Raw genomic sequence first — 12,876 nt, forward strand, 5'->3', positions numbered from 1 at the left:
GTTACCCCGCAAGCGCTTTCGGAATTGTCGCGTGTTCCGGCAGGATCACCCCGCAGCCGAGCGAGGCCGCGAAGGCCGCCGCCTGGTAGCGGTAGCAGCGCCGGATCTTCAAACGCGACTGGGTGGACAGATCGCGGGTGATGGCTTCGATGCGCGGCAGATCGCCGCGCAGGGGTTCGGTGATGGTCACCAGCGCCCCGAAGCGGGTCACGCCGTGACCCCTGGCCTGTTCTTCACGCGCCTGCTGGGTGGCCCCGACCCGAATGGACGCCGCCGCCGAGACGACACCGCGCTCACTCTGCTGCGCCACCAGCGCGTTCTTGAAATCGTCGTCCACGATCTGGGCGGCGTCGCCCGCGGAGTGCGGGCGATACACGATGGTCACGCGCTTGCGCGGCACTTCGGGATTCGGTGCGAGCAGCCGCTGCAGCACCCGCTCGTCGACCGCGCCCTCGGGTGCGGTGTCCATCTCCCAGGTGACCGAACGGCCGCCGTCGTGAATGAAGTGATCCCAGCGCTCCTCGTGCGAGACCGGTCCGGCATCGGCCCAATCCAGGCCGTGCCCACCGGGTTCGCCCGCCGCCACCTCGAGATCGGCCTGCGAGGCCGGATCGTAGCTGCGCCGGATGAAGGAGATGACATCGTCGGCCGACATGGGCTGGGCGCGGACGCCCGCCTCCGCCAGCGCCGCGCAGATACCGGGCAGGCGGCGGCCGATCTCGACTGCCTCCTCCGCCGGATTCTTGCGGCGCTCGGCGGTGGTCGCCTTGAAGGTGATGGCCACGCGCGGCAGCAGCTGCACCCGCTCCTGCGGCAGTTCGGTGGCCAGCTCGTACATGACCTGCTGCGCCAGATCCGGCGCCTCGGGACGGGTGATCGCGGAAACCTCGGTGAGCAAACGGTTTCCGGTCTCGGGCACGGTATCGATCACCGGCACCACCGCCACGATGTCCGAGGTCTGGCCCAGCGAGGCCAGGAAGGTGCCCCACGCCGACACCCAGCGGTCGATGACCGGCTGATCGACGGCCTCGTGCCCCTGCGGCCAAGCCCGCAAAACGACCGTGTACTGGCCGAATTGGGGTAGGTGGATCATGCCGAAGCTGTAACCGCCGGCGTCGATGCCCTCGTAGAGCCGCGACGGCGCCATCAGCCCGGGTAGCCGGGTCACACCGCCCGGAATCCGGGAGAACCGGCCGCCGCGGTAGACGTGCTCGCCCTTACTGCGGCCGCGCAACCAATGGAACATCATCAATCCGTTCTCGTAGCCGGAGCGGCCCCCCGTCCGCCACACCAGTGGAACCATCACGATCAGACCGAATACCGCGACGACGAGCGCGGGCATCGGCCCGAAGATCATCGCCGTGAGCAGGCCGCTGATCACGACGGCGAAACCGACCAGGGTCTCGCCCCAGCGCAGACCGAAAAGTCCTGCGCTGCGCGGCTTCTGCCACAGACCGTAGGCCCGGCGCTCGTAGGTATCGGTCATCGTCATCGCGGGATGGTGCTCCTGCCGAGGTCGGGTGCGCGGTTGGCCCAGCGGTCACCGGCGAGATCACCGGCGGCGGCATCGGCCTTGTTCAGGCTGGCGGTGGCCGCTCGGACCTGGGCGACCCGGTTCGCCGCGGACCGCGCCGCGCCTGACGGTACTGCGCCCGAGGTCCCCGGACCGGAAGGATTCGCGGCCGCCGCGCCGCCGCCACTGGGAGCCGGACGCGGTGCGGGCGGTCGCGGACCGCCACCTCCGCCGCCACCGCGCGGACCACCGCCCGGCGGTCGTCCGCCGCGGCCGGGTCCGACATATCCCGCGGCTCCCGGTGCGGCCGTTGCCTTCACGGCCACCGCGCGGGTACCGACCGCGCCGACCGCGGCGACACCGACGAGGGTGCCGGTGGTGGCGGTCAGACCCGAACCACCGCTGCCCACGATGGAGACGGCGGGGGTGGCCAGGCGCATGAGCGCCGGGAGTACGAAGGCCGCGCTGCACAGCAGCACGATGGCGACCAGCATGCGCTGCGCCTGATCGGCGTCGGGCAGACCGGCGGTCGAGGTCAGATCATCGGTATTGCCCGCGGTCACGAAGGCGATCATGTAGACGATCGCCGCCACCGGCTTGTAGAGCATGAACGCGATGATCCAGCTGATCAGCTTGGGATAGGACTGTTTACCGGTATTGGTGCCCGAAGCCGCTGCCGCGAGCGGCAATACGCCCGCCGCCACCACCAGCAGACCCTGGCGCACGATGGCGAGCACGATCTGCGCGAGCGCGCCGAGCAGGCCGACGATAGCGATGATCAACACCAGGCCCGGCGAGAACGCTTGCAGCTTCGAGGTTTTCACCATCAGCTCGGCCAGATCCTTGGCCTGGCCGTTGGTGGCGTCGTTGATCACCCATTCGGAGAACTTGTCCGAGGCCTGTGTCGCGGCGACGATCACCGCGCCCAGCATCCAGGAGCTGAACACCACTCGGGCGTACATTCGGAACGATTCGGCGGCCTCACTGACCGCGGCTCCGCGTCTGGCCTCGGCAAGCTTTGCGCCGGACAGGATTACGGACACCATCAACAGAAGTATCTGTACCTGATACGTGTAGTCGTTGATCTTGGTGAAGAGCGATCCGGAATCACTGACCCGTTCATTGGGTAGTTTCATCCAGAACGTCAATGCCAGGATCAGCGCCTCGCCCAGGCCGTTCATCAGCGAGTCGACCACCTTGCCGAAGGTGGAGTCCCACGCCTTATCGCGTACGGCGGCGGCCGCGTCGGTCGGATGGGTCGCGACATTGCCCGCCTTGCACGCGGCCGAGGCGGCGTCACCGAGGGACAGCCCCGGAATGCCGAGACCGTCGAGCGAGTCGTGTAATTGGTTGCAGGCCGGATCGAATCCGTAGTCCTGTCCGTACGCCACGGTCGGCGTAGCGATCATGACGGTGAACACGACCGCGAGGATCGTAAAGATACGCCTCACCATGTGGTTCCACCCCTCAATGGGTCGCTGGGCCACTTCACTGGTCACCACTCGTTCGTTTACCACCGTGTCCACCCGGCCAGGGAGTCCACGTATTCGGTCTGCGAGGCCTTGGAGCTGGATGGTTTGAGCCGCCAGTCACCGGCGTCCCACACCATGATCAGCCGCACCGCGGCCCAGGTCTGTCTGCTGTCGAGCACCGGACCGCGTGCGGCCAGCCGCACGATGGCCATATCGTCGGCGTAGTTCTCGATCTGGAAACCGTCCGGGGCGACCAGATAGCGGGTCACCTTCTCCGGCTGCTGTTTCGGCAGTCGCTGATCCGCGAGCGCCTGGTCGTAGGCGGACACCTGCTGGGCGGAAACACGCACCTGCCGCACATAGAGCTCACGGTCGGCGGGGCGGGCGTTGAGGCGATAGGTGATCTGCGCCGCCGCCAGCGCCGCACCCTGGGGGGTGTGCGAATAGCCAACGGCCAGACCGTCTTCCAGACGGGTGGGACCGTCGGAGGTGGAGAACGGCACCGACGCCCCGTACACCCGCTGCCAGCCGTGCGGATCGACGGTGCCCTCGGGGGCGGCGGTCAGCCAATCCTGATCGGCGGCCTTGCGCTGCTTTCCGGGCTGCTGCGGAAGCGGTTGCCCGGCAGCGTTATTGGGTATGTCGACGCGGCGGCCGAACAGATCCACCTCGGGTGAGGCGAAACCGGTCGCGCCCGGCTCCGAGGTGGTGGGCGCCGTGCCATCGGGTTTCGCCACCGAGGGGCTGCCGCTGTCGCCGTGGTTGATGTACACCACGACGCCCGCGATGATGATCAGCGCCACCACGGCGGCCGAGGCGATGACGCCGAACGAGACGCGGTCGCGCTCGGGCGACTCCTTCTCGCTCATGACGACGCCTCCAAAGTCTTTTCGTCACTGGACAATTGCGATGCCTGAACTCTTACGTCGGGAGCAGTGCGAGCGCGATGCCGCTGGCCGAACTCGCCATGATCGCACCGAGCAGGCTCACCACCACCCCGTGCGTCGCGTCGTTGGCGGCCAGATCGTCGCGGAACGCGTACCACAGCCGCCCCGCCGAGAGGATCATCCAGGCCAGGCAGAACAGCAGCACGCACCACAGCAGCCAGTCGATCAGCTGCATCATCGGCCGCAGTACGTCGGCCGGCATCTGTTTGTAGGCCAGTACGGCCACTGTGGCGGACATTAGGTGATCACAGCGTTCATGATGGTTCCGGCGCTGGTGGCGATGATTCCACCAATCATGGCCCCTGCCACCATCTTCGGCGACTCCAAACCGCCTCCCGTCCACTTCTCCCAGGCGAACTTGCCGCCCGCGTAGGTGATTCCCATGATTCCGGACAACAGCACGAACCAGGTGAAGTACCGAACCAGCTTCAGCAATTTGTCGGACGCGGGCGGCGCCTCCGGGGTCGGGTTACCGACCTGGGCGAGAAACTGCCCGTACGCGTCGTGTACGGCGAGGATCATGCTCATTGTCTGTCCTTCTCCAAAAGCGAACTGCTAGTGACAATCTCGCCGCCGACCGGCGCGCACGCACGCCATGTCCCGGCAACTCCTTCTTCGGCTAATCGTTCCGCCGTTCCCGGGGCCCGGGAACATGTTCGCGCGCAATGGTTTCCACTATTCACAATGATCACTCCCCGGCTTCCGGAGCGTCCGGGCGGGGGGCATCCAGGGCCTCCTGCGCGGCGGACACGATGCTCAGGCCCAGTTCGCGAACGTCGGTTGTAACCTCTTGCAGCGCATCGGGTTTGCGTTTGCGCTGCACAGGCGGCTGATCGCCGGGCGACCAGACCGGGAGTTGATCTGGCTCGACCAGGGTCCATTCCTCATGCCAGGGCACCTGCCAGACCTGACCGGCGAGCGAGCCCACCACGTCACGGTAGCGGCGGATTTCGGCGGGGATGCGGCCCGGGCGCGCGGCCACGGTCACCAGGCCCAGCACCTCGCAGTCGCCCGCCAGGCCCGCGTGATGCTGGCGCAGCAGGTCGTGGGCGCGGGTGAGCCCGGAAATGGTTTCGCGGGCGACCAGCACCACGAACGGGGATTCGCGGTCGAAGACACCGGGCCAGCGGCGATACGAATCCGCCGCCGGGGCAAGCACATGCGCGAGGGTGCTGGCACCCGCGCCGCCGTGCACGCCGAGCAGCCACACCAGGGGTGCGCGGCCGCCGCCGGGTACGGGTCGGTCCCAAATCGGTGCTCGGCGGGCCTCCGGGGGCGGCACCACGCCCGCCGCCATAGCGGTCTCGGAGGAAGATCGGCGTTCCTTCATGGCTGCGGTCATGATGCCACCCCAGCAAGCAGGCGGCGATACGCGCGGCGTGTCTCGGCGGCGAGGTCGCTGTGCCGCACCAGTTCTCCGCGTGCCAGGTGAGGGTCGTACGGCAGTTCGAGAATATCGCCGACCCAGCCGTCGAGGTGTTCCCGCAAATGATCAGCGATCCGAGAGTCGCTGCCCGGCAACTGATGTGAGACGACGATTGTGGTATCGCCGACAATTCCCGCGCCCTGCCCCTCGCCGGGCCCGCCGAACTGATCGTCGAGCCACTCCAGGGTGACCCGCAACCGGTTCGCGGCGTCCACGCGCGCCGGGATCGCAAGCACCAGAGCGATATCGCCGTCCTCGAGCAGCGGTCGCAGATGCCGGCTCGCGATCGGGCTGCCGCCGTCGTAGACGGGCGTGTACCCGGACTCGTTGATGGCGCGCGCGACCGTCAGATACGTGGCGCGGCGGCGCAGCGGGGCCGGATCGCGCCACAGCAGACCGATGCCGGAGGTGGCGCGGGAGAGGCATTCCTTGAGCGGCGCGGCCTCATCGTCACCGCGGCCGTAGAGCCACGATTGCAGGCTGATCGGGCTCAAATGTTCATCGGCGCCACGTAATGCGAGATCGCTGCCCGCGAAAGTGGCGTCTACGGCTACAGTTTGCGCACCCGCGGCACCGATCTCACCGGCGATGCCGAGGGCGGTCGTGGTCACGCCCGCGCCACCGCATCCGCCGACCACCAGAATCGGCCGTTGCGCCGGGCCGGGCTCACCGGAGTCGCCGCGGCGCTTGCGCAGCCGCACCACCGGAGCCTTGGAACGCGCGGCACTGTCCGACGATTCGCCCTCTTCGGGCACTTCGTCGAGCCAGCGGCTCCAGTCCTGATCCATCTCTGTCAGCTCTCCCTCTTATCCAGCCGGTGTGCCCGCGGTAGGGATATGGTCGCCGATCGCCACGGTGGCCGTCATTTTGTTGTACGCCGCCGGGCGGTCGCTCGTACCCGATTGCGAGTCCATACCGAGTGTGCCGATGGATTGCGAAGTGCCGCCGTGTGAGTTGAGCACATATAGAGCAACTCCTCCGGCAGCGGCTAGCAACAGGATGGCAACGATCAGGAATCCGAGTGCGTACAACCGGCGGCGGCGAAACTGCGCCGGAGACACCGCGGCCGGGCGCGCGGTCGCCTCCGTATCGGCGCCGACGGCATCCAGCAGTGCCGTGGCGACATCCGGGCGCGCTCCGTCTTCCGCACCCTCCCAGGGGAATTCGAGCACCGCGGAATCGCGGTAACGGAGTTTCGGTGTGTACGAGACGGTCTCGCGATCGGTCATCCAATCGGACCACGCGCCGGAGAAGTGCGTGCGCTTGAGCACCGACTCGGGCACCGGCGGGATTTCCAGCTCGGGTTCGGTGTCCTGGATGTAGTGCGGGAAACGCGCGGGTCCGTCATCGCCGTCGAAGGCCGTCTCGCCGTTGACATCCGCGGGTTCGGGCAGACTCCCGTCGGCGGCCACCGGTTCCAGCGCCGGATACCAGCGCGAGACTTTTTTGTACGACTTCAACATTGCTCGGGTCTCCGTGGAGCCAGGCGAGTCTTGCTGCATCGTCGGACCCTCTCGGCGGTTGGTCGTGACGGGACGATCGATCGTCGTACGGCGGCCCGCCGTCACCGCGCCGCCGGGTGCGTCGCAGTCAGGACGGTCCCAGTCGGAAATTATTTCGCATGTGCAGGATTCCAGCGCGTCGACGCGCCGGAGCGCACTCCTGTTTTCCACGCGCGCGTGCGATAGCAGGCCCGGGAGCATGGTGTGCGCACCACGCCGGGGACCCGCTTTTCCGCACCGCCACAGCAGAATCTACATTCACAAGACCAGATATTTGGAGGTTTTGTGAAGACAGCAGACATCGCCGCGGTCGTAACCGGTGGCGCGTCGGGACTCGGCCTGGCCACCGTGCGTGAACTGCACTCGGCCGGCGCGAAGGTCGTTATCCTCGATCTTCCCTCGTCCGACGGCAAAGCTGTGGCCGAGGAACTCGGTGAGCGCGTGGTGTTCTCGCCCGGCGACGTGACCAGTGAAGAGGATGTGACCGCCGCTCTCGACGCAGCTCAGAGCCTCGGCACGCTCCGAATCGCGGTGAACTGCGCGGGAATCGGCAATGCGATCAAGACGGTCGGCAAGCAGGGCGCGTTCCCGCTCGACTCGTTCAAGAAGATCATCAACGTGAACCTGATCGGCACGTTCAATGTCATTCGCCTGGCCGCCGAACGCATTTCGGCGACCGAGGAGGCCGACGGCGAACGCGGCGTGATTGTCAATACCGCTTCCGTGGCGGCGTTCGACGGTCAGATCGGGCAGGCCGCCTACTCCGCCTCCAAGGGCGGTATCGTGGGCCTGACCCTGCCGGTGGCGCGTGACCTGGCCCCGCTCAAGATTCGCGTGATGACTATCGCTCCGGGCCTGTTCCACACGCCCCTTTTCGCCACGCTGCCCGATTCGGCCATCGCGGCATTGGGCGCACAGGTGCCGCATCCGGCCCGCCTCGGCGATCCGTCCGAGTACGCGGCGCTGGTGCGCCACATCGTGGAGAACCCGATGCTCAACGGTGAGGTCATCCGCCTGGACGGCGCGATCCGCATGGCGCCCCGGTAACCAAAGAACGACCTAGCTCCGGAATGCCATGGCTCCGGAGCCGCGACCCGGCCGGAAGTCCTTGACTCCCGGCCGGTTTCGTGACTCAGACCGCGAGGATGAGTTTGCCGGTGGAGGTGCGGCTGTCCATCAGGCGATGGGCCTCGGCCGCCTCGGCGAGCGGGAACTCGGCGGTGATGGGCAATTCCACCTTGCCGCTGGTCACCAATTCGAAGGCGTGCGAAGCGATTTCGCGCAGCACCCGCGGTTCACTCGCGGTCAGGCTCAGGATCGAGAAGCCCGCGATCGAACGGCCGCGCGGGTACAGCTCGGGCTGGCCGATCTGCCAGGCTGGTTCACCGCTGGCGTTGCCGAAGGACACCAGGCGGCCGAACAGGGCCAGCGCGTCCAGACTGCGGCGCAGGGTCTCCCCGCCGACCGGATCGAGCACCAGATCCACGCCGCGGCCGTCGGTGGCGGCGCGGACATCGTCATCGAAAGTTCCGGTGAGGAAGGCGTCGTCGTAGCCGAGCTTGCGCGCGTAATCCGCTTTGGCCGCACTGGAAACCACGCCGTAGACCGCGCCCGCCCCGGCCAATTTGGCCACCTGCCCGACCACGGTGCCGACGCCGCCCGCGGCCGCCTGCACCAGCACGGTCTCGCCCGGCTGTACCCGGCCCACGGTGTGCACCAGCGCGTACGCGGTGGGCAGCACGGTGGGAAGCGTTGCGGCCGTGCGCAAATCGACGCCCTCGGGCACCGGGAACACCGTGGCGGCCTTGGCCCGCACCACCTCGGCGTACGCGCCACCCTCGGTGATGGCGGCGACCGGCTGGCCGACCTGGAATCCTTCGACGCCCGCGCCGAGCGCGCGAATCCGGCCGGACAGTTCCAGACCGGGTACGAACGGCAACCCGGGCACCCGGTAACCGACCGACCGCGCCTGTAGATCCGCGAAATTCACGCCGATGTAGGCGATATCGATGGTCACCTCGCCCGCGGCGGGTTCGGGGATATCGAGTTCGACCACCCGCAGTACCTCCGGTCCGCCGAACTCCTCGAAACGCACACCGCGCATGCGGCACCTCCAGATCCTGATTTACAGCGACGTGAAGTCATAACGAAGACGGGGCCATAGTGTTCCCCGGCCCCCGCCCTATGCGCCTAGGCTGATCTTCATGACGCCGCTGCAGCGCTATATCGCAGAGGAAATCGCCACCGACCACGTCGAGGGCCTGCTCAGTCGCCGCGAGGCGCTGCGCCGCCTGGGCATGCTCGGACTGGGCGCACCGGCCGCGGTGGCACTGCTGGCCGCCTGCTCCGATAAGGCCGACCACTCCGGCGCCGCCGCCGCGACATCGGCGACCGGAACCGGTAGCACCCCACCTTCCGGTCCGCCACCGGGATCGGCGACCGCGCTGCCCACCACCGCCGTCACCTTCCCCGGCCCGGACGGCCGCACCTTGCAGGCGGCCTGGGCCGCCGCCGTCCAGCCGCGCGGTGGGGTCCTGGTGATCCATGAGAACAAGGGCCTCACCGATCACATCCGTTCCATCGCAGGGCGTTTCGCGGGCATCGGCTACAACGCGCTCGCGGTGGACCTGCTCTCGGAGGAGGGTGGCACCGCCACCTTCACCGATCCGGCCGCGGCCACCGCTGCCCTGGGCAAACTCCCCCAGGAACGTTTCGTGGCCGATCTGCAGGCCGGTGTGGCCGAGCTCGGCCGCCGCACACCCGGAAAACGACTCGGCGCCACCGGTTTCTGTTTCGGCGGTGGCCTGGTCTGGCTGCTACTGACCACCGGCACACCGGAATTGGCGGCCGCCACCCCGTTCTACGGGCCCTTCCCCGACAACGGTGAGATCAAGACCAAGGCTGCGGTACTGGCCGTCTACGGCGCTCTCGACTCCCGTGTCGACGCCTCCCGCCCCGCCGCCGAAGCCGCCCTGGACAAGATCGGCGCGACCCACGAATCCTTCGTCGCCGACGGCGCGGACCACGCCTTCTTCAACGACACCGGGCCCCGCTACAACCCGACCGCCGCCATCATGGCCTGGCGGCGCGTCACCGACTGGTACGCCCAGCACCTGGACTGACAGCACAACGCCCGTGTCATCGCGGGGATGACACGGGCGCACGGTGCGCGCTCGGCCGAGCGCGGCCGACGATCAGCCGAAGTGGCACACGTAGTGCACGGGCTCCACGACCTCGATCTGGAAGCTGCTGTCACCGGGCACCGAGAACGACTCGCCACCGCGGTAGACGACGGTCTCGTCCGACCCCGCCAGCGTCACCTTGGCCTCGCCCTCGATGAGCTCCATGATCTCCGGCGCGCCGGTAGTGAAGGTCAGCGTCGCCGGGAGGATGACGCCGACCGACTTCGCGGTGCCATCGGCCAACGTGATGTTGTGGCTGACGCACTTGCCGTCGAAGTAGACATTCGCCTTCTTGGTGACACTGACATTCTCGAACGCGGTCATGAACTCTCCTGGTAGTGACGCTGGGAGAGGTCAGCCTACCGGGGGCCGGGTCACCGGCCGCGCGGCGGCCGGGTCAGCGGCGGCGCAGGCACCACAGTTCGACCTCGGAGGGCGCGGGGTAGGTGAACGAGACGCCGCCGGTGTGGTCGCAGCGGAGGTTGAAATCGGTTTTGGCGGCGTCATCGGTGGGCTGGGGTGCGGCGAAGCGGAGGCGGTCCACGATGAGCCATTCGGCTTCGGCGGCGGTGCACGGGATGGCGGTGCGGGGCGGATTGGCGCTGTCGCGCTTTCGGATACAGCTACCGGGCGCCACCGACAGGCCGTCGGCCAGATCGAAGGTCTCATCGGCGAAGCTCGAGAACCAGACGCTGTTGCGGTAGAGGGTGATGACCGTGACCGTGCCGAGAATGATCACTGTGACGGCGGCGGCGAGGGTGCGCAGCAGGCGGGTGCGGCCGAAAGACCGTCGCGCCGGGCGGGATTCGGCAGCGGGCGGGGACTCGGCGGCGGCGACCGGCGGCCCGGGAGTGCGTCCGCGCACCGGCCGCGGTGCCGGTTCGGACCGAATCACGCTGTCCTGCGGGCGATTCAGCAGGGCGCGAGCGGCGGCTATGCTCGGCCGTTCGCTCGGATCCTTCGCCAGCAGGGCGGTGATGAGCGGTTCCAGGCGTCCGGCGGCGGGCAGCGGCGGGACCGGTTCGAAGAGTACGGCGCTGAGCGTGGCGGTCACATTGTCGCGGTGGAACAGCGAGATACCGGTGCACGCGTAGTGCAGGGTCGCGCCGAGGGAGAACAGATCGCTCGGCGGTTCACTGCGTTTATCGCCGGTGCGTTCGGGGGCCATGAACTCCATCGAGCCGATCAGCACACCGGTCTTGGTGACCAGGGTGTCGGATTCGTGCACGGCGATTCCGAAGTCCGCCAGCAGGATTCGGCCGCTGGCGGCGAGCATGACATTGGAGGGCTTCACATCGCGGTGCACGATGCCCGCGTCATGCGCGGCCTCCAGGGCGTTCAGCAGCGCGTCGGCGACGCCCGCGGTGTCCTCGACCGTCAGCGGCCCGCCGGTCTTGACCCGCTGCTCCAGCGACTGACCGTTGACGATCTGCATGACCGTCCACGGAATCCCGTGCTCGATGACCACGTCGTAGACGCCGACGATATTCGGATGATCGCGCAGCCGAGCGGCATTGCGCGCCTCATGTTTGGCGCGCAGCAGCAATTCCTGATGGTCCGCATCGGGCAGGATCCGCGCGAACGTCACTTCCTTCAGTGCCACTTCGACATTGAGCGCCTCATCGTGCGCCCGCCACACCCGCCCGAATCCACCCGAACCCAGCACTTCGACGAGCCGATATCGACCACACACGGCATGGGCTGGTTCGAACATTCCAGCCATAGGACCCCCGATCACTCACACGCCTCCGCACGGCGTGCACGACGATCGTAGTGCCACCCAACATTTTTCGGTGTTCGAGGCTATTCCGACTGCGCCCAGGCCGCGACCGGGAAGGTGAGGTAGACGCCGAAGTTCTCCAGACCGGTCGCGGTCGCGAGGTCGGCGTGCAGGCGATCGGCCCGGTCCTGCCGGTTCACCGCGCGGCTCTCGAAGAACTTCGAACGCACCTCGATCACGACATCGAGCCCGCTCACATCGAAGGGGCCCAGCGCGCGGAATCGAATCTCGACATCGCCCGGCTGCAGATCACCGTCGTAGGGCTCCTCCGGGCATTCGACCGCGGTCGAAACCAGATGTGGCAGAACATCAGCCAGCCCGGGCAGGGCGGATTCGGGAACGTGCGCGGCGTAGGTGACCTCGATCAGTGGCATCGGTCGATGCTACCGACCAAGATCGGAACCAGGCGGGGTCGCCCGCAGGCGCGCGTTCTCGCGTTCGAGTTCACCGATGCGGTCGTGTAGCGATTGCACGGCCTCGAGGACTTCCTCGCGCGGGTAGAGCTCGGGGATGTGCTGGCTGCAATTCCAGTCGAAGGCCTCGACCTCGATGAGCAGCGCCCGCTCGACGCGGGCCGGATAGTCCTTGTCACCGAGTGCGGCGATGAGGTCCGGATCCTGCTGCGCCTCAACCACTCTGGCCCGACCCATGATCTTCAATCGGGTTCGGGCGGCGTAGTCCATCAGGAACAGCGCGACGCGACCGTCGTGATCGAGGTTGCCGCGGCTGATGTACTGCTTATTGCCGCGGAAGTCGGCGAAGCCGAGGGTGCTGGCATTGATCACCTTCAGGAATCCGCGCGGTCCGCCGCGATGCTGGATGTACGGCCAGCCGGTCTCGCCGACCGTGGCGAGGTAGAAGCTGTCGCGTTCGGCGATGAACAGCGCTTCGTTCGGACCGAGGCGATCGGGCACCTCGGGCACCGCCGCCATCCGCTCGTAGGCCCGCAGACTGCCGTGTTCGCGCTGATGCTCGCGCACGGCGGGCGTGAACGCCACCTGCGCATAGTGCCCCGTCATGACCCGCGACTCCTTCACGTCGATAACCGTCTATA

The 12,876-nt window shown here is 67.6% G+C and carries 15 protein-coding genes; 2 read left to right on the forward strand and 13 right to left on the reverse strand.

The genetic code is table 11. The annotated features are described in order from the left end of the window. Window position 1: 1 nt before the first annotated feature. From ACFVUS_RS08545 to ACFVUS_RS08580, 8 genes are all read right to left on the reverse strand, one after another. The gene (locus ACFVUS_RS08545) at window positions 2-1,492 is read right to left on the reverse strand and encodes an SCO6880 family protein (protein WP_375953523.1); all 1,491 of its coding nucleotides are present in this window, start codon (window positions 1,490-1,492) and stop codon (window positions 2-4) included. Further along, window positions 1,489-2,967, reverse strand: a complete 1,479-nt coding sequence (locus tag ACFVUS_RS08550; RefSeq protein ID WP_375953525.1) for a hypothetical protein — start codon at window positions 2,965-2,967, stop codon at window positions 1,489-1,491. Before ACFVUS_RS08550 ends, ACFVUS_RS08545 begins: the two co-directional genes overlap by 4 nt. A gap of 56 nt (window positions 2,968-3,023) precedes the next feature. Further along, window positions 3,024-3,854, reverse strand: coding sequence for a hypothetical protein (locus ACFVUS_RS08555; RefSeq protein WP_387762677.1), 831 nt, complete (start codon window positions 3,852-3,854; stop codon window positions 3,024-3,026). Window positions 3,855-3,906: 52 nt separating this feature from the next. Further along, a complete protein-coding gene (locus ACFVUS_RS08560; protein ID WP_375953529.1) occupies window positions 3,907-4,170 on the reverse strand; it encodes a hypothetical protein in 264 nt (87 codons plus the stop codon). After that, window positions 4,170-4,460: a hypothetical protein gene (locus ACFVUS_RS08565; RefSeq protein ID WP_364632339.1), complete on the reverse strand. Its 291-nt coding sequence runs from the start codon at window positions 4,458-4,460 to the stop codon at window positions 4,170-4,172. Before ACFVUS_RS08565 ends, ACFVUS_RS08560 begins: the two co-directional genes overlap by 1 nt. 160 nt (window positions 4,461-4,620) lie before the next feature. Then, on the reverse strand, window positions 4,621-5,274 hold the full coding sequence (locus ACFVUS_RS08570) for a hypothetical protein (RefSeq protein WP_387762679.1): 654 nt from the start codon (window positions 5,272-5,274) through the stop codon (window positions 4,621-4,623). Next, window positions 5,271-6,146, reverse strand: coding sequence for a MinD/ParA family protein (locus ACFVUS_RS08575; protein ID WP_387762681.1), 876 nt, complete (start codon window positions 6,144-6,146; stop codon window positions 5,271-5,273). Before ACFVUS_RS08575 ends, ACFVUS_RS08570 begins: the two co-directional genes overlap by 4 nt. Window positions 6,147-6,164: 18 nt before the next feature. After that, window positions 6,165-6,821, reverse strand: a complete 657-nt coding sequence (locus ACFVUS_RS08580; protein ID WP_387762683.1) for a hypothetical protein — start codon at window positions 6,819-6,821, stop codon at window positions 6,165-6,167. A gap of 324 nt (window positions 6,822-7,145) precedes the next feature. Here ACFVUS_RS08580 and ACFVUS_RS08585 point away from each other — a divergent pair, with 324 nt between their 5' ends. After that, the gene (locus ACFVUS_RS08585; RefSeq protein WP_387762685.1) at window positions 7,146-7,907 is read left to right on the forward strand and encodes a 3-hydroxyacyl-CoA dehydrogenase; all 762 of its coding nucleotides are present in this window, start codon (window positions 7,146-7,148) and stop codon (window positions 7,905-7,907) included. Window positions 7,908-7,992: 85 nt separating this feature from the next. On the opposite strand, the gene ACFVUS_RS08590 is transcribed toward ACFVUS_RS08585, so the two are convergent. Further along, window positions 7,993-8,964 (reverse strand): zinc-binding alcohol dehydrogenase family protein, encoded by a 972-nt coding sequence (locus ACFVUS_RS08590; protein ID WP_387762687.1) that lies wholly within the window; start codon window positions 8,962-8,964, stop codon window positions 7,993-7,995. A gap of 100 nt (window positions 8,965-9,064) precedes the next feature. Here ACFVUS_RS08590 and ACFVUS_RS08595 point away from each other — a divergent pair, with 100 nt between their 5' ends. Next, window positions 9,065-9,982 (forward strand): dienelactone hydrolase family protein, encoded by a 918-nt coding sequence (locus tag ACFVUS_RS08595; RefSeq protein ID WP_387762689.1) that lies wholly within the window; start codon window positions 9,065-9,067, stop codon window positions 9,980-9,982. Window positions 9,983-10,054: 72 nt separating this feature from the next. On the opposite strand, the gene ACFVUS_RS08600 is transcribed toward ACFVUS_RS08595, so the two are convergent. The 4 genes from ACFVUS_RS08600 to ACFVUS_RS08615 form a co-directional block, all read right to left on the reverse strand. Next, entirely contained in the window at window positions 10,055-10,366 is a 312-nt protein-coding gene (locus ACFVUS_RS08600; protein WP_387762691.1) for a pyrimidine/purine nucleoside phosphorylase, read from the reverse strand. A gap of 73 nt (window positions 10,367-10,439) precedes the next feature. Next, window positions 10,440-11,756, reverse strand: a complete 1,317-nt coding sequence (locus ACFVUS_RS08605; protein ID WP_387762693.1) for a serine/threonine-protein kinase — start codon at window positions 11,754-11,756, stop codon at window positions 10,440-10,442. Window positions 11,757-11,845: 89 nt separating this feature from the next. Further along, window positions 11,846-12,196 carry a hypothetical protein gene (locus ACFVUS_RS08610; protein WP_387762696.1) on the reverse strand — a complete coding sequence of 117 codons (351 nt, stop codon included), beginning with the start codon at window positions 12,194-12,196 and terminating at the stop codon, window positions 11,846-11,848. Window positions 12,197-12,205: 9 nt separating this feature from the next. Beyond that, window positions 12,206-12,841, reverse strand: a complete 636-nt coding sequence (locus tag ACFVUS_RS08615) for a pyridoxamine 5'-phosphate oxidase family protein (protein WP_387762698.1) — start codon at window positions 12,839-12,841, stop codon at window positions 12,206-12,208. Window positions 12,842-12,876: the final 35 nt, after the last annotated feature.

Source organism: Nocardia sp. NPDC058058 (genome assembly GCF_042885355.1).
Classification (GTDB): Bacteria; Actinomycetota; Actinomycetes; order Mycobacteriales; family Mycobacteriaceae; genus Nocardia.